Annotated in this window: 15 protein-coding genes and 2 tRNA genes; 14 read left to right on the top strand and 3 right to left on the bottom strand. The window is 65.1% G+C overall.

Annotated features, from left to right (window positions below; genetic code table 11):
- The first annotated feature begins 164 nt into the window (after positions 1 to 164).
- Both HL671_RS11010 and HL671_RS11005 read left to right on the top strand, forming a co-directional pair.
- Positions 165 to 241: transfer RNA gene (locus HL671_RS11010), tRNA-Val, on the top strand.
- Positions 242 to 541: 300 nt separating this feature from the next.
- Positions 542 to 1,027: a Crp/Fnr family transcriptional regulator gene (locus HL671_RS11005; RefSeq protein ID WP_012044593.1), complete on the top strand. Its 486-nt coding sequence runs from the start codon at positions 542 to 544 to the stop codon at positions 1,025 to 1,027.
- Here HL671_RS11005 and HL671_RS11000 read toward each other — a convergent pair.
- Positions 966 to 1,793 (bottom strand): metallophosphoesterase family protein, encoded by an 828-nt coding sequence (locus HL671_RS11000; protein WP_012044592.1) that lies wholly within the window; start codon positions 1,791 to 1,793, stop codon positions 966 to 968. The two genes, HL671_RS11005 and HL671_RS11000, sit on opposite strands and share 62 nt — an antisense overlap.
- 179 nt (positions 1,794 to 1,972) lie before the next feature.
- Here HL671_RS11000 and HL671_RS10995 point away from each other — a divergent pair, with 179 nt between their 5' ends.
- Positions 1,973 to 2,548 (top strand): hypothetical protein, encoded by a 576-nt coding sequence (locus HL671_RS10995; protein ID WP_246579461.1) that lies wholly within the window; start codon positions 1,973 to 1,975, stop codon positions 2,546 to 2,548.
- Between the two features lie 83 nt (positions 2,549 to 2,631).
- On the top strand, positions 2,632 to 3,489 hold the full coding sequence (locus tag HL671_RS10990; protein WP_172236404.1) for a class I SAM-dependent methyltransferase: 858 nt from the start codon (positions 2,632 to 2,634) through the stop codon (positions 3,487 to 3,489).
- A gap of 18 nt (positions 3,490 to 3,507) precedes the next feature.
- On the opposite strand, the gene pepT is transcribed toward HL671_RS10990, so the two are convergent.
- Entirely contained in the window at positions 3,508 to 4,764 is a 1,257-nt protein-coding gene (gene pepT / locus HL671_RS10985; protein ID WP_012044589.1) for a peptidase T, read from the bottom strand.
- 537 nt (positions 4,765 to 5,301) lie between these two features.
- On the opposite strand from pepT, the gene HL671_RS10980 reads away from it, so the two are divergent.
- Positions 5,302 to 5,378 (top strand) — tRNA-Asp (locus HL671_RS10980).
- A 192-nt stretch (positions 5,379 to 5,570) separates the two neighbouring features.
- Here the strand turns inward: HL671_RS10980 and HL671_RS10975 are convergent.
- On the bottom strand, positions 5,571 to 5,765 hold the full coding sequence (locus tag HL671_RS10975) for a hypothetical protein (protein ID WP_041750805.1): 195 nt from the start codon (positions 5,763 to 5,765) through the stop codon (positions 5,571 to 5,573).
- A gap of 630 nt (positions 5,766 to 6,395) precedes the next feature.
- Between HL671_RS10975 and HL671_RS10970 the strand changes: the two genes are divergently transcribed.
- The 9 genes from HL671_RS10970 (at position 6,396) to nuoG (ending at position 14,484) form a co-directional block, all read left to right on the top strand.
- On the top strand, positions 6,396 to 6,761 hold the full coding sequence (locus tag HL671_RS10970; protein ID WP_172236426.1) for an NADH-quinone oxidoreductase subunit A: 366 nt from the start codon (positions 6,396 to 6,398) through the stop codon (positions 6,759 to 6,761).
- A complete protein-coding gene (locus HL671_RS10965) occupies positions 6,758 to 7,342 on the top strand; it encodes a NuoB/complex I 20 kDa subunit family protein (protein WP_012044588.1) in 585 nt (194 codons plus the stop codon). Before HL671_RS10970 ends, HL671_RS10965 begins: the two co-directional genes overlap by 4 nt.
- An 11-nt stretch (positions 7,343 to 7,353) precedes the next feature.
- Positions 7,354 to 7,959 carry an NADH-quinone oxidoreductase subunit C gene (locus tag HL671_RS10960; protein WP_012044587.1) on the top strand — a complete coding sequence of 202 codons (606 nt, stop codon included), beginning with the start codon at positions 7,354 to 7,356 and terminating at the stop codon, positions 7,957 to 7,959.
- Between the two features lie 14 nt (positions 7,960 to 7,973).
- Positions 7,974 to 9,170 (top strand): NADH-quinone oxidoreductase subunit D, encoded by a 1,197-nt coding sequence (locus HL671_RS10955; protein ID WP_012044586.1) that lies wholly within the window; start codon positions 7,974 to 7,976, stop codon positions 9,168 to 9,170.
- Positions 9,170 to 10,129, top strand: a complete 960-nt coding sequence (locus HL671_RS10950) for an FkbM family methyltransferase (RefSeq protein ID WP_012044585.1) — start codon at positions 9,170 to 9,172, stop codon at positions 10,127 to 10,129. The genes HL671_RS10955 and HL671_RS10950 overlap by 1 nt, the downstream gene beginning before the upstream one ends.
- A 14-nt stretch (positions 10,130 to 10,143) precedes the next feature.
- A complete protein-coding gene (gene nuoE, locus HL671_RS10945; RefSeq protein ID WP_172236403.1) occupies positions 10,144 to 10,755 on the top strand; it encodes an NADH-quinone oxidoreductase subunit NuoE in 612 nt (203 codons plus the stop codon).
- Complete coding sequence (locus HL671_RS10940) at positions 10,752 to 10,967, top strand: hypothetical protein (RefSeq protein WP_012044583.1); 216 nt, start codon at positions 10,752 to 10,754, stop codon at positions 10,965 to 10,967. The genes nuoE and HL671_RS10940 overlap by 4 nt, the downstream gene beginning before the upstream one ends.
- A gap of 21 nt (positions 10,968 to 10,988) precedes the next feature.
- A complete protein-coding gene (nuoF, locus tag HL671_RS10935) occupies positions 10,989 to 12,314 on the top strand; it encodes an NADH-quinone oxidoreductase subunit NuoF (protein WP_172236402.1) in 1,326 nt (441 codons plus the stop codon).
- 100 nt (positions 12,315 to 12,414) lie between these two features.
- On the top strand, positions 12,415 to 14,484 hold the full coding sequence (gene nuoG, locus HL671_RS10930; protein WP_172236401.1) for an NADH-quinone oxidoreductase subunit NuoG: 2,070 nt from the start codon (positions 12,415 to 12,417) through the stop codon (positions 14,482 to 14,484).
- Positions 14,485 to 14,486: the final 2 nt, after the last annotated feature.

Genomic DNA, 14,486 nt, shown 5'->3' with positions numbered 1-14,486 from the left:
ACGACGTCAGCGGCTCTGTGGCGAGCCCATTCAGGGCTCCGTCGCAGCGTTTTCTCACGGCCGCCGTGCGGTTCCGGCGTTGATTGCGGGTCGGGCAGGGGGTAAAGAGGCGCAGCGCGCGGGCGGTCCGGACACCGGAGGCAAAGCCCGATCTGCTGCGCGACGGGCGGTTAGCTCAGCTGGTTAGAGCATCTCGTTTACACCGAGAGGGTCGGGAGTTCGAATCTCTCACCGCCTACCATGCGCATGCGCTGGATCGTCTTTCCCAGCCAGCCGTGCTGCCATTGCGGCATACCCAGTTTCTCCAGGCCGATGGCAATCCGCTCCAGAAGCACGTGTGTGCGCCTCGCCGATCGCGCCGCTGCTCGATGAGCGGCCTGTCGCGCAACGTTGCATGGACGCGTGGGTGGCCAGACATCCGCTTTCGAGACGGTTCATAACCCATTTCCGCAGCCGCTACGAAGTGCCACAATGATTTTGCGTGGCGACCGGCTGCTTGTCGGTTAGCTTCGCGCTTGGCGAAAACATCGTGGACGAGCCGATGACCGACTTCCTGCGCCACTGCACCGGCGGACAAGAGCGCGGCATTGCCGCAGGCACCGAGCTGCTCGAGGAAGGCCACAGCACCGGGCATCTCTACATCCTGCTCGATGGGCGGCTGGAGGTGATCAAGGCCGGTGCGACCGTGGCCGTCGTCTCCGAGCCGGGCGCGCTGTTCGGCGAGATGTCGCTCTTGCTGGCGCAGCCGCACACGGCGACCGTGCGGGCCGTGACGGAGTGCCGGATCTACGAGATTCTCGATGCCCAGCGTTTCCTGGCTGAAAATCCCGAGGCGACGCTGTGGATCGCGCGCATGCTGGCGCAGCGTCTCAATGTCGCCAACACCTATCTCGCCGATCTCAAGCGGCAATATGCCGGCCACGGCACGCATCTGTCGATGGTCGGCGAGGTGCTGCAGAGCATGATCAACCTGCCGCCGCAGCAGGTCTCGCCAGGAACGGATCTGGAATCCGATCCACGGCTCTGAGCCACTCCGGCGCCACGGTCACCGGCTGCGCCGGCCGCTGCAGCGGGCTGGCGAGATCGATCCACTCGGCTTGCCCCGCCGCCAGCCAGAACGCCTGCTCGGCGTCGGTGTCGATCACGATGTAGGTCGGGGGCCGTCCAGGCTGCCGCCCGGTGTTGAAGACCCAGGTCTCACCCACGCGATCGAACCACGACCCGTCCTTGATGAAGGGCGACTGGTGAACATGGCCGGAGATCACCATCGCCGGCCGGTGGTGTGCGATGAAGCCTTCGAGCTCGGTGTCACCGAAGAAGCGCTTGCCGCCCCAACTGACCGGGGAGTTGGCCGGCGGGGCGTGATGCACCCAGATCCAGCGCGCGGCCGGAAGTCCGGCGGCGGCGTCAAGCTGGCGCTGGATCGCCGCCTTCACCAGCGGTCCGTCCCACCATGGGCAGATGGAGAACAGCGTCTCGCCGATCAGGAGGTCATCGCCATCGGCCGCGATTCCGAGCTCGCGAACCGTCCCGATCCAGGCCGCGATCTTCTCGCCCTCGGCGCTGCGCTCCTCCAGGTCATGATTGCCGGAGCAGATCATCACGCGGGTCTTGGCCGCGAGCAGCGCGAGATAGGTCTTCACGACCACGATCTGCGCGCGGATGTCGACGATCGAGGCGAGGTCGAGCGCGTCGCCGGCGAACACGACCGCATCGAAATGATCGGCCGCAGCCACCAGCCAGTCGAACTGCGGCAGCGCGTAGTGGAGATCGGCAACGACGAGACAGCGCATGGGGCTCCTGACGCTTTGGCTCGAAGCAAGAGCGGGACCAGATTCGGCATCCTGCTATTCCATCTCGACGCTGCAGACGCCAGCGCGGCGGCGTCGAATCGACGGCATGCCGCGTCCGGTGGTATGATGAGCCTGCTTCGTCTGCCTGCGTCGCCCCGGCCAAACCGAGGAGGTCGATCATGCCCCGTCAACGCGCGCTTATGACCGTCTGCTTCGTCCGTACTGGCGAGCGCCGCTATGCGGTGCGCGCGATGCTGCCCGCCGGCCCCGTGCTCGAAATGAACCCGGCACCCGGCTTCGATCCCTGGGTGCCGCATGACCTGCAGCATTTCATCGTCGAGAAGCATTTCGATATCGCTGGTGCCGTGTTCGGACGGTTGGCCGCGGGCGGCACGGCAGGCACGTTTCACGCCGTCGAGCAGGGCGGCGCGTCACGCGAGGCGTCGCGGCAGCGACGCAAGCTCGCGGCCAGGGATCAGCGCCTGATGCCGGAGCAAAGCGAGGACTATGCCCGCTCGGAGCGGGCGACCTATGTGTGCTGGCAGGATTGGCTGGAACATTCCGACGATCCGGCGCTGCGAGCCCGTGGGGCCGAGATGGCAAAGTCGGCGCGCAGCCTGGCCGCGTCTATGGCTCCGGCCGAGCGTGCGCTGTACACGCCGGCTCGCCGTGCCGCGGTCCGGCAGGAGTTTGCGCGGTTGAGCCGGCAGTGGGCCGCGCTCGGCGTCGGCGAGAGCCTTACCGAATCCTGGTGAGCGTGCCGCGCCCGCGTGGCTTGACAGTGATGCCGGCGGCATGCGCGATGACTCGAAGGATGACATCGAGCGAGGGACGCAGCATGCCATTGCCAGCCGGGGACGACCGCAATGCCGACCAGATCGCCTATTGGAACGGGCCCGGCGGCCAGCGCTGGTCCGATCGCCAGGAGGCGCAGGACATCCTGCTGTCTCCGGTGTCGGAGATCCTGATCGCGCGCATCGCGGCCAAGGCGGGCGATCGCGTTCTCGACATCGGCTGCGGCTGTGGCGGCCTGGCGATCGCATTGGCGAGGCAGGTTGCCCCGGGCGGCTCCGTGCTCGGGATCGACATCTCCGCACCGATGCTCGCGCAAGCGCGCCAGGTGGCTCCGGTGGGATGTCCGGTGGAGTTCGTGCTGGCTGACGCTACGGTGCATCCGTTCACGCCGGCGAGCTTCGATCTCCTGGTCTCGCGCTTCGGCGTGATGTTCTTCGCCGATCCCGTGGCGTCGTTCGCCAATATGCGCAAGGCGCTGAAGCCGGGCGGCCGGGTCGTGTTCGCCTGTTGGCGGGAGCCGAAGGCCAATCCGTGGATGATCGCGCCGTTGCAGGCGGTGTATCGCCACGTGCCGAAGCTGCCCGAAATGGCGCCCGAGGATCCGGGTCCCTTCGCCTTCGCATCCGAGGCGCGGGTCAGCCGCATTCTGGCCGAGGCTGGGTTCCGCGATGTCGCGCTGGAGCCGCAGGCGTTGTCGCTCGATATTGCGATCGGCAAGGGGCTCGATGCCGCCGTGCAATCGGCCTTCGAGATCGGACCCGCCAGCCGCGCGTTGGAAGGACATTCGCCGGAGACGCGGGAGGCCGCGCGGCAGTCGGTCCGCGACCTGCTCGCGCAGCATCAGACCGGTGACAGCGTCACTTTGCCGGGCTCGATCTGGCTGGTGACGGCGCACGCCTGACGCGGCGCCGCCCAGCGCTCAGGAGCGCTCTTCCCAGATCATCGCCAGATGCACGATGGTCTGCACCGCCTTCTCCATGTCACGGACGCTGACCCATTCGAGGCGCGAGTGGAAGGCGTGCTCGCCGGCGAAGATGTTGGGGCAGGGCAGCCCCATGAAAGACAGTCGCGACCCGTCGGTGCCGCCGCGAATCGAGGTCCGCATCGGAGTCAGGCCGGCGCGCCGGATCGCATCCTCTGCATAGGTCACGATCTGCGGATGGAGATCGATGACCTCCTTCATGTTGCGGTATTGCTGCCGGACGTCCATCCGGTAGCTGGAATGCGGATAGTTCGTCATGACGTCGCGCACGATGTCCTCGAGCAGCGCCTCCTTCTGCCGCAAGCCCTGCTCGCTGAAATCGCGGACGATGAAATCGAGGCGGGCTTGCTCAAGCGTGCCGGAGATCGCCACCGGATGCAGGAAGCCTTCCTTGCCTTCCGTGGTCTCGGGCGAGCAGGTGTCCTTGGGCAGGCGCTCCACGATCGCCGAAGCGATCTTGATCGCATGCTCGATCTTGCCTTTGGCAAAGCCGGGATGGGCGCTGACACCGTTGATGATCACGGTCGCGCCGTCGGCGGAGAAGGTCTCGTCCTCAATATTGCCCGCGGTCTCGCCGTCCATCGTGTAGCCGAAATCGGCGCCGAGCTTCTTCAGGTCGACCCGATCGACGCCGCGGCCGATCTCCTCATCGGGAGTGAACAGGATCTTGATCGTGCCGTGCTTGATCTGGGGATTGCTGAGCAGAAATTGCGCCGCATCCATGATCTCGGCGATGCCGGCCTTGTTGTCGGCACCCAGCAGCGTGGTGCCGTCCGATGTGACGATGTCATTGCCGATCTGGTCCTGCAGCGCGGGATGTTCGCCGGGACGGATGACCTGGCTCGGATCGCCGGGCAGCACGATGTCGCCACCCTGATAGTTGCGGATGATCTGGGGCTTCACGTCGGCGCCGGAGCAGTCGGGCGACGTGTCCATGTGCGAGCAGAAGCAGATCACCGGCACGTGCTTGTCGGTATTTGCCGGGATCGTCGCATAGACGTAGCCGTGATCGTCGAGGTGAGCATCGGCGAGCCCCATCGCCTGCAACTCGGCGGCGAGCAGGCGCCCGAGATTCTTCTGCTTCAGGGTCGAGGGACAGGTCGGGGAGGTCGGGTCCGACTGGGTGTCGATCACGACGTAGCGGAGGAACCGTTCCAGGACGGAGTGGGTGAAGCTGAGCGACGTGTCGGACATGAGCACCAGGAGGGCCGGAGGATTATGATACCGTCATAGCAAAGATATTAGTATATTAGCGTGCGTATACCACATGCCAGGTCTGCGCGGCAGCCGCCAATGTGTCACAGCACGTGTGCAGGTCCCTGCGCCCAACCGCGATACTGATGTTTTCAGCATCAGAACGGGATCGCCAGCGCCGAGTTCCTCCGCTTCCAACGGCCTTAAGGCGAGATTGAGGAAGCCTGCCTGACCTGGTCATCGTACCGAAGATGATCCCGATTCGGAGACCCCATCCGGGGACTTCCACCTCTGCGTCTCGATCGAGGCAGGGGCGCCTCCGCCGTTGCGGCAACCGGATGTTTGGAGCGATGGTCATCTTGCCGTCTCCCGGCCTTGCGTCCTGAGGTTTTGATGCGGACGCAGCGCAGGCAGCGGCGTGGCGGGTCTGGGCCTGTTGGGGACTGATCGACGACTTCTCACAAATCCGGTTTCATTGTCCTTGACTTCGAAACATCGCCCCTTTAAGTCGCACTCCTCCGCGGATTTCGCGATCACGCGGGAGTAGCTCAGTTGGTTAGAGCGCCGGCCTGTCACGCCGGAGGTCGCGGGTTCGAGCCCCGTCTCTCGCGCCATTTTGAATGGCTTAGTATCCTCACACATATCGTTGGTTGTTCGTCTCGCTGCTTCTGGGTGGCTTTCGACCCGTGCCGCTTTGCGCCTGCGGTGTGACCGCGGCGGACCGGTGCTCTGAGGACGTATGACGCGCAAGAAAAAGGCCGCCGAAGCGGCGGCCGGGACACCTTCCACGAGGGAACGGCGACGGGTCAGCGCACCATCGATGCGGTGGAACTCGTCACGGTGATCGGCTTGCCCGCCTTCACGACGTGAGCGGCCGTCTGGCTGTCGTCGACGGTGCGGGCGGCGATCCCAAAGGCAGTCAAGGCGATCCCGGCGATGAGGGCCACGACGACGACCTTCAGATGGGTCGAACGATCCGCGGAATGGAGCGAGTGGTTCATGTCAGCCTCCCGGCGTCTCACAGCGCCACTTTGTTGCCGGACATGTACCGCTGGTTTGTTTCGATCCGGTTTCGTCGTTTCCTCAAAATGGTTTCATTGTTTGCAGGGCGTGTTGCGGCCGGCGGGAGGATGCGGACCGTCCTTCGCCAGCGTCGCCCGACCGGCGTCTTTGGCTGACGTTGCCCTGGTTGGTGTCTCCGCTGCCTCGAGCCCCTGCAAGCTGCGCGCGAGCTTGATTCGGCGACCTCGGGTGACCATCTACTCGATAGAGGAAGCGTATCGGCCCATTGCTCATCGCGACTGATCTGCCACCCGATCGCCGCTTTGCCATCCGCCCCGAACCATGTCCGGCTCTGCGCACACCGCCGTGCGTGCTCGCGATCGCTGAGCCGATCAGCCTCTGCCGATCGCGCACCGGACACCGTAATGCTGCGGGTCTGTGATGTGACAGACGCGTGCGCGCTGCGGCGCCCGCCAGCCCCGTGTGTCCGGGTTTCCGCAATGTGGGGAGGGATGACGGCGTTGAGACGGCTTGTCTTGCGCGGCTTGGTGCGCTGCGCTAAGGCTCAGAACAATTCCAATGCAACGAGTCTGTGGTTTGCACCGAAGCCGCAGAGGAAAGTGGCGCCGATGACCGGCATCCTCCAGAATTATCTCCCCCTCGTCGTGTTCATAGGTGTCGCAGCCATCATCGGGGTGGTGCTGCTGATCGCGCCGTTCCTGGTCGCCTATCAGCAGCCCGATCCGGAGAAGCTTTCCGCGTATGAATGCGGCTTCAATGCGTTCGATGACGCGCGCATGAAGTTCGACGTTCGCTTCTACCTGGTTGCCATCCTTTTCATCATCTTCGACCTCGAAGTCGCCTTCCTGTTCCCCTGGGCAGTGGCATTCGGCAAGCTCGGCGCGGCCGGCTTCTGGTCGATGCTGGTGTTCCTGGCCCTGCTGACGGTCGGGTTTGCCTACGAATGGAAGAAAGGCGCGCTTGAATGGGATTGAGCCCCAACCCGTCCTCGACCGGCCCGGTGATCGCACCGGCCCCGAAGGGCATTCTCGATCCCGCGACCGGCAGGCCGATCGGTGCCAACGACCCGTATTTCCTCGAGGTCAGGCACGAGCTGTCGGACAAGGGATTCTTCGTTGCGACCGCCGACGATCTCATCACCTGGGCCCGTACCGGCTCGCTGATGTGGATGACGTTCGGTCTGGCCTGCTGCGCCGTCGAGATGATGCAGGTCTCGATGCCGCGCTACGACGTCGAGCGGTTCGGCTTCGCGCCGCGCGCCTCGCCGCGCCAGTCCGACGTGATGATCGTCGCGGGCACCCTGACCAACAAGATGGCCCCGGCGCTGCGCAAGGTCTACGACCAGATGCCGGAGCCGCGCTACGTCATCTCGATGGGGTCGTGCGCCAATGGCGGCGGCTACTACCACTATTCCTACTCGGTGGTCCGCGGCTGCGATCGCATCGTTCCCATTGACATCTATGTGCCCGGCTGTCCGCCGACTGCGGAAGCGCTGCTGTACGGTGTTCTGCTGCTGCAGAAGAAGATCCGTCGCACCGGCACCATCGAACGCTGAAGGTTTTCGTTATGGACGATGGCAGGCTCGACGCCCTTGGGCAGACGATCGTGAGCGCGCTTCCGGGCGCCGCGCTCGGTCATTCGGTCGCTTTCAACCAGCTGACGGTCGACATCGAGCCGACCCGAATCGTCGAGGTGGCGAAATATCTGCGCGACGATCCGGCCTGCCGCTTCGTCAATATCACCGACATCACGGCGGTCGACTATCCGGAGCGCGCCAAGCGCTTCGATGTCGTCTACCATTTTCTGTCACCGACCTTGAACGCGCGGGTCCGGCTCAAGGGCCAGGCCGACGAGGCAACTCAGGTGCCGTCGCTGATCGACGTGTTTCCGGGGGCGGACTGGTTCGAGCGCGAGGCGTACGATCTCTACGGCGTGATCTTCGTCGGTCATCCCGATATGCGTCGGCTCCTCACGGACTACGGTTTCGACGGCCATCCGCTGCGCAAGGATTTCCCGACCACCGGCTTCGTCGAGGTGCGCTACGACGACCAGGAGAAGCGGGTGATCTACGAGCCTGTCAGGCTCAACCAGGAATTCCGCAAGTTCGATTTCCTTTCGCCGTGGGAGGGAGCTGACTATCCGCTGCCCGGCGACGAGAAAGCGACCAAGTGAGTGGGAGCGCGAGCATGAACGAGCAGAGCCCGGCACTCCGCAACTTCACGATCAATTTCGGTCCGCAGCATCCGGCGGCGCACGGCGTGCTGCGTCTCGTGCTGGAGCTGGACGGCGAGGTGGTCGAACGGGTCGATCCGCATATCGGCTTGCTGCATCGCGGCACCGAGAAGCTGATCGAGACCAAGACCTATCTGCAGGCGATGCCCTATTTCGACCGGCTCGACTATGTCGCGCCGATGAACCAGGAGCATGCGTTCTGCCTTGCGGCCGAGCGGCTGCTCGGCATCGAGGTGCCGCGCCGCGGCCAGCTGATCCGCGTGCTGTATTCGGAGATCGGGCGGCTGCTCTCGCATCTGCTCAACGTCACCACGCAGGCGATGGACGTCGGCGCGCTGACCCCGCCGCTGTGGGGCTTCGAGGAGCGCGAGAAGCTGATGGTGTTCTATGAGCGCGCCTCCGGTTCGCGCATGCACGCCAACTACTTCCGCATCGGCGGCGTCCACCAGGACCTGCCGCCGAAGCTGATCGACGACATCGACGCGTTCTGCGATCCGTTCCTGAAGGTGGTCGACGATCTCGACCAGTTGCTCACCGGCAACCGCATCTTCAAGCAGCGCAATGTCGACATCGGCGTCGTCACCCTGAAGCAGGCCTGGGAGTGGGGCTTCTCCGGCGTGATGGTGCGCGGCTCGGGCGCGGCCTGGGACCTGCGCAAGTCGCAGCCTTATGATGTCTACGCCGAGATGGAGTTCGACGTTCCGATCGGCAAGAATGGCGACTGCTACGACCGCTATCTGATCCGCATGGAAGAGATGCGCCAGTCGGTGCGCATCATGAAGCAGTGCATCCAGAAGCTGCGGGCGCCGGACGGGCAGGGGCCGGTCGTGGTCACCGACAACAAGATCGCGCCGCCGCGCCGTGGCGAGATGAAGCGCTCGATGGAAGCGCTGATCCACCACTTCAAGCTCTATACCGAGGGCGTGCACGTGCCGGCCGGCGAGATCTATGCCGCCGTGGAGGCCCCGAAGGGCGAGTTCGGCGTCTACCTGGTCTCCGACGGCTCCAACAAGCCGTACAAGTGCAAGATCCGGGCGCCGGGCTTCGCCCATCTGCAGGCGATGGACTTCCTGTGCCGCGGGCATCTGCTCGCCGACGTCTCGGCCATTCTCGGCTCGCTCGACATCGTGTTCGGAGAGGTGGACCGCTGATGGGCCATGCGCCGATCCAGTTCGATCGTGCTTCCGGAGCGCTCGAAGGGGCGAATCTCTGGGAGCGCACGGCTGCCCTGGCGCTGGTCACCGGTTCGAAGATCTCGTCGCATTTCTCGCATCGCGGCTATAATCGCTGCGCCAATCTGCTGCGCCTGGCGCTGGCGGAGCGCAACATCGCGGTCAAGCTCAACCCGGACGCCGTGTTCGAGTTTCCGTATGGCGACGGCTATTGGAGCAAGCTGCTCAACCGCTCCTATCACTACGAAGACGAGCTCGAGCTGCTTTTTCTTGGCACCGCCGATGTCGACTATACGTTCATCGATGGGGGCGCCAATTACGGCTATTGGTCGGTGCTGGTCTCCAGCGCGCCCTATGGCGCCCACAAGGCGATCGCGATCGAGCCGTCCTCGGCCAATTTCGCCAAGCTCGCCAACAATGCCAGGGTCAATGCCGGCCGCTTCGAGGTGATGAAGTGCGCCATCGGCGAACGCCGTGGCACAGCCTATCTGACCGGCACCAAGCACGAGGCCTTCAGCATCGCCGGCGGCAACACCGGCGGTGAGCAGGTGCCGGTGATGGCGCTGGACGACCTCATCGATGACGGCAAGGTCGCGGCCTCCGGCAAGTACCTGATCAAGCTTGATGTCGAGGGCGTCGAGATCGAGGCGATCAAGGGCGGCGCCCGGCTGCTGTCGACGGACAGCATGATCCTCTGCGAGGAGCACGGCCAGGACCGCAATCATACGGTCTCCCGCTATATCCTCGAGCAGACGCCGATGCAGCTGATGGTCTATGACCCGCAGAGCCGGCGTTTCGAGACGGTGACCGAACTGTCGATCCTCGACCGCATCAAGGTGTCCGCGCACGTCGGCTATAACGTGTTCGGAACTGCAAGTGCCTTCTGGCAGAATCGCGTCGCAGCGCTCAATGCAAGTGCCGCGCGCCGCATGCAATGAAAGACTGAAGAGCCATGTCCGTCCGCCGTCTTGCCCCGAAGGAAGTCCAGCCCGCGAGCTTTGCGTTCACGGAGGAAAACCTCGCCTTCGCCAAGGCCCAGATCGCGAAATATCCGGAAGGCCGCCAAGCCTCGGCGGTCATCGCGATCCTGTGGCGTGCCCAGGAGCAGAACGAGGGCTGGGTCTCGGAAGCCGCGATCCGCGTCGTCGCCGACATGCTCGGCATGCCCTATATCCGCGTGCTCGAAGTCGCGACCTTCTACACGATGTTCCAGTTGCAGCCGGTCGGCAAGAAGGCGCATGTGCAGGTCTGCGGCACCACGCCGTGCCGGCTGCGCGGCGCCGAGGAGCTGATCGAGGTCTGCAAGCATCGCATCCATCACGACCCCTTCCATCTGTCGAAGGATGGCGATTTCAGCTGGGAAGAGGTCGAGTGCCTGGGCGCCTGCGTGAATGCGCCGATGGTGCAGGTGTGGAAGGACACTTATGAGGACCTGACGCCGGAGAGCTTCGGCAAGGTGCTCGACGGCTTCGCGACCGGCAACCTGCCGACGCCGGGTCCGCAGAACGGCCGCCAGTTCTCGGCGCCCGCCGGCGGTCCGACCACGCTGAAGGAAAAGACATGAGCCGCCATCGCATCCGCGTTGCGGCCCTGACCCGAGAGGGCGCCGCGATGAAGAACTGGCGCTACGTGGCGCTGCATACGCTTGCTGCCGCCGCTTTCATTTTCGTGCTGCAGCGTTTCGCGCTCAACGCGACGCTGGAGTCCAGTCTGCTGTGGGCGTTGGTGTTCGGCGGCTGTGCCGCCTTCATCGCCACCATGCAGTCGAACCGCTGAATTCGAGGAAGCCGTCTGATCATGCTCGAGGACAAGGACCGCATCTTCACCAACCTTTACGGCCTCCATGATTGGGGCCTCGAAGGCGCGCGCCGGCGCGGCAGCTGGGATGGCACCAAGGGTCTCATCGACAAGGGCCGCGACTGGATCATCAACGAGATGAAGGCGTCGGGCCTGCGCGGCCGCGGCGGCGCCGGCTTCCCGACCGGCCTGAAATGGTCGTTCATGCCGAAGGAATCGACCGACGGCCGGCCGAGCTACCTCGTGGTCAACGCCGACGAGTCCGAGCCCGGCACCTGCAAGGACCGCGAGATCATGCGGCACGATCCGCATCATCTCGTCGAGGGCTGCCTGCTGGCCAGCTTCGCGATGAACGCGCATGCCTGCTACATCTATGTGCGCGGCGAGTTCATCCGTGAGCGCGAGCGGCTGCAGGCCGCGATCGACCAGGCCTATGAGGCCAATCTGATCGGCAAGAACAACATCCATGGCTGGCCGTTCGATCTCTACGTCGCCCATGGCGCCGGCGCCTATATCTGCGGCGAGGAGACGGCGCTGCTCGAAAGCCTCGAGGGCAAGAAGGGCCAGCCGCGGCTGAAGCCGCCGTTCCCGGCCAATGTCGGCCTGTATGGCTGCCCGACCACCGTGAACAACGTCGAATCGATCGCGGTCGCGCCGACCATCCTGCGCCGCGGCGCGTCATGGTTCGCCGGCATCGGCCGTCCGAACAATGTCGGCACGAAACTGTTCTGCATCTCCGGTCACGTCGAGCGGCCCTGCAACGTCGAAGAGGCGATGGGCATCCCGTTCCGCGAGCTGATCGAGAAGCATTGCGGCGGCATCCGCGGCGGCTGGGACAATCTCAAGGCGGTCATCCCCGGCGGTTCGTCGGTGCGCATGGTGCCGGCCGAGCAGATGATCGACACGCCGATGGATTTCGACAGCCTGTCCAAGCTGCGCTCCGGCCTCGGCACCGCGGCCGTGATCGTGATGGACAAGTCCACCGACTTGATCCGCGCGATCGCGCGCATCTCGTATTTCTACAAGCATGAGAGTTGCGGCCAGTGCACGCCGTGCCGCGAGGGCACCGGCTGGATGTGGCGCGTGCTGACCCGCATGGCCGAAGGCCGCGCGCATAAGCGCGAGATCGACATGCTGCTGGAAGTCACCAAGCAGATCGAGGGACACACGATCTGCGCGCTCGGCGACGCCGCGGCCTGGCCGATCCAGGGCCTGATCACGCATTTCCGTCACGAGATCGAAGCGCGCATCGACCAGTATTCGCACAAGGCCGATGTCGACGACGTCGGCGTGCGCGATCCCGCGCATATGGTCGCGGCGGAGTAGGGGATGGCGGTCCTGTCCGCCAGCAAGATTTTCCTCCGCGTTCGCGCCCTGAAGGAGCGCAGCGGCGCGGTGGTCCGTGGTTTGAGAGAGATGTGAGGCAATGACCAAGATCATCATCGATGGCAAAGAGATCGATGTGCCGCCGGAGTACACGCTGCTGCAGGCGTGCGAGGCGGCGGGCGCCGAGATTCCGCGCTTCTGCTATCATGAGCGGCTGTCGATCGCCGGCAACTGCCGGATGTGCCTCGTCGAGGTGAAGGGCGGACCGAAGCCGGTCGCGAGCTGCGCCTGGGGCGTGCGCGACTGCCGTCCGGGTCCGAAGGGCGAGCCGCCGGAGATCTCGACACGGTCGCCGATGGTCAAGAAGGCACGCGAAGGCGTGATGGAATTCCTTCTGATCAACCATCCGCTGGACTGCCCGATCTGCGACCAGGGCGGCGAATGCGACCTGCAGGACCAGGCGATGGGCTATGGTGTCGACACCAGCCGCTACGCCGAGAACAAGCGCGCCGTCGAGGACAAGTATCTCGGCGCGCTGGTCAAGACCTCGATGACCCGCTGCATCCAGTGCACGCGCTGCGTCCGCTTCTCGGCGGAAGTCTGCGGCGTGCCGGAAATGGGCGCGATCGGCCGTGGCGAGGACATGGAGATCACGACCTATCTCGAGCAGGCCTTGAGCTCGGAGCTGCAGGGCAATCTGGTCGACATCTGCCCCGTGGGCGCGCTGACCTCGAAGCCCTATGCCTTTGCCGCGCGCCCCTGGGAGCTCGGCAAGACGCAGTCGATCGACGTCATGGACGGCCTGGGCTCGGCGATCCGGGTCGACACCCGCGGCCGTGAGGTGATGCGCATCCTGCCGCGCATCAACGACGCCGTGAACGAGGAGTGGATCTCGGACAAGACCCGTCACGTCGTCGACGGCCTGCGCACACAGCGGCTCGACCGTCCTTATGTGCGCGAGGACGGCAAGCTGCGCCCGGCCACCTGGCCGGAGGCGTTCAAGGCCATCGCCGCCAAGCTGTCGCGCATCGACGGCAAGCGCATCGGCGCGATCGCCGGCGATCTCGCCGCGGTCGAGGAGATGTTCGCGCTCAAGGATCTGCTCGCCAAGCTCGGCTCGTCCAACGTCGCGGTGCAGGGCGGTGACAGCTTCGACGCCAAGCTCGGCCGTGCGTCCTATCTGTTCAATCCGACCATCGCCGGCATCGAGCAGGCCGACGCGATCCTGATCGTCGGCGCCAATCCGCGCAAGGAAGCGGCGGTGCTCAACGCCCGCATCCGCAAGCGCTGGCGCTCGGGGCAGCTCAAGGTCGGTCAGGTCGGCCCCAAGGCCGATCTGACCTATCCTTATGAGCATATCGGCGCAGGCACGGACTCGCTCAGCGATGTCGCCGCCGGCAAGCACTCCTTCGCGTCCACGTTCCGCAACGCCAAGAACCCGATCGTGCTGGTCGGCTCCGGTGCCGCCGCCCGCCATGATGGCGGGGCGATCCTGTCGCTCGCCGCCAAGATCGCGATGGACGTCAACGCCGTCCGCGACGACTGGAATGGCTTTGCCGTGCTGCACGACACCGCCTCGCGGGTCGGTGCGCTCGACATCGGCTTCAACGGCACCGGCCTGACCGGCGCCCAGATGACGACCTTCGGCACCATGGACGTGATGTTCCTGCTCGGCGCCGACGAGGTCGAGGTGCCCGAGGGCGTGTTCACCGTCTATATCGGCACCCATGGCGACCGCGGCGCGCATCGCGCCGACGTCATCCTGCCGGGCGCGGCCTACACTGAGAAGTCCGGTCTCTACGTCAACACCGAGGGCCGGGTGCAGGTCACAGGGCGAGCCTCGTTCCCGCCGGGCGAGGCGCGCGAGGATTGGGCGATCATCCGCGCGTTATCCGATGTGCTCGGCCGCAAGCTCGGCTATGACTCGCTGGCGGCGCTGCGCGCCGAGATCGTCAAGGTCGCGCCGCATCTCGGCCGGATCGACCAGATCGAGGCCGGCAAGATCGCCGACATCAAAACCCTGGCGGGCAAGGGCGGCAGCCTGGAGAAGGCGCCGTTCAAGCCGCTGATCGAAGACTTCTATCTCACCAACCCGATCGCACGCGCATCGGCGGTCATGGCGGAATGCTCCCGCCTGGCCTCCGGGCAGATGCTGACGGCAGCGGAGTGAGC

It is taken from the genome of Bradyrhizobium denitrificans, assembly GCF_013179005.1.
GTDB lineage: Bacteria > Pseudomonadota > Alphaproteobacteria > Rhizobiales > Xanthobacteraceae > Bradyrhizobium > Bradyrhizobium denitrificans.
The sequence above is the reverse complement of the archived record's forward strand: the minus strand, read 5'-3'. Positions and strand labels throughout refer to the sequence as shown.

Excerpts from the sequence above, each read along its gene's own strand:
- HL671_RS11005 (WP_012044593.1), top strand. The coding sequence starts at position 542 with ATGACCGACTTCCTGCGCCACTGCACCGGCGGACAAGAGCGCGGCATT.
- HL671_RS11000 (WP_012044592.1), bottom strand. The coding sequence starts at position 1,793 with ATGCGCTGTCTCGTCGTTGCCGATCTCCACTACGCGCTGCCGCAGTTC.
- HL671_RS10995 (WP_246579461.1), top strand. The coding sequence starts at position 1,973 with ATGCCCCGTCAACGCGCGCTTATGACCGTCTGCTTCGTCCGTACTGGC.
- HL671_RS10990 (WP_172236404.1), top strand. The coding sequence starts at position 2,632 with ATGCCATTGCCAGCCGGGGACGACCGCAATGCCGACCAGATCGCCTAT.
- pepT (WP_012044589.1), bottom strand. The coding sequence starts at position 4,764 with ATGTCCGACACGTCGCTCAGCTTCACCCACTCCGTCCTGGAACGGTTC.
- HL671_RS10975 (WP_041750805.1), bottom strand. The coding sequence starts at position 5,765 with ATGAACCACTCGCTCCATTCCGCGGATCGTTCGACCCATCTGAAGGTC.
- HL671_RS10970 (WP_172236426.1), top strand. The coding sequence starts at position 6,396 with ATGACCGGCATCCTCCAGAATTATCTCCCCCTCGTCGTGTTCATAGGT.
- HL671_RS10960 (WP_012044587.1), top strand. The coding sequence starts at position 7,354 with ATGGACGATGGCAGGCTCGACGCCCTTGGGCAGACGATCGTGAGCGCG.
- HL671_RS10955 (WP_012044586.1), top strand. The coding sequence starts at position 7,974 with ATGAACGAGCAGAGCCCGGCACTCCGCAACTTCACGATCAATTTCGGT.
- HL671_RS10950 (WP_012044585.1), top strand. The coding sequence starts at position 9,170 with ATGGGCCATGCGCCGATCCAGTTCGATCGTGCTTCCGGAGCGCTCGAA.
- nuoE (WP_172236403.1), top strand. The coding sequence starts at position 10,144 with ATGTCCGTCCGCCGTCTTGCCCCGAAGGAAGTCCAGCCCGCGAGCTTT.
- HL671_RS10940 (WP_012044583.1), top strand. The coding sequence starts at position 10,752 with ATGAGCCGCCATCGCATCCGCGTTGCGGCCCTGACCCGAGAGGGCGCC.
- nuoF (WP_172236402.1), top strand. The coding sequence starts at position 10,989 with ATGCTCGAGGACAAGGACCGCATCTTCACCAACCTTTACGGCCTCCAT.
- nuoG (WP_172236401.1), top strand. The coding sequence starts at position 12,415 with ATGACCAAGATCATCATCGATGGCAAAGAGATCGATGTGCCGCCGGAG.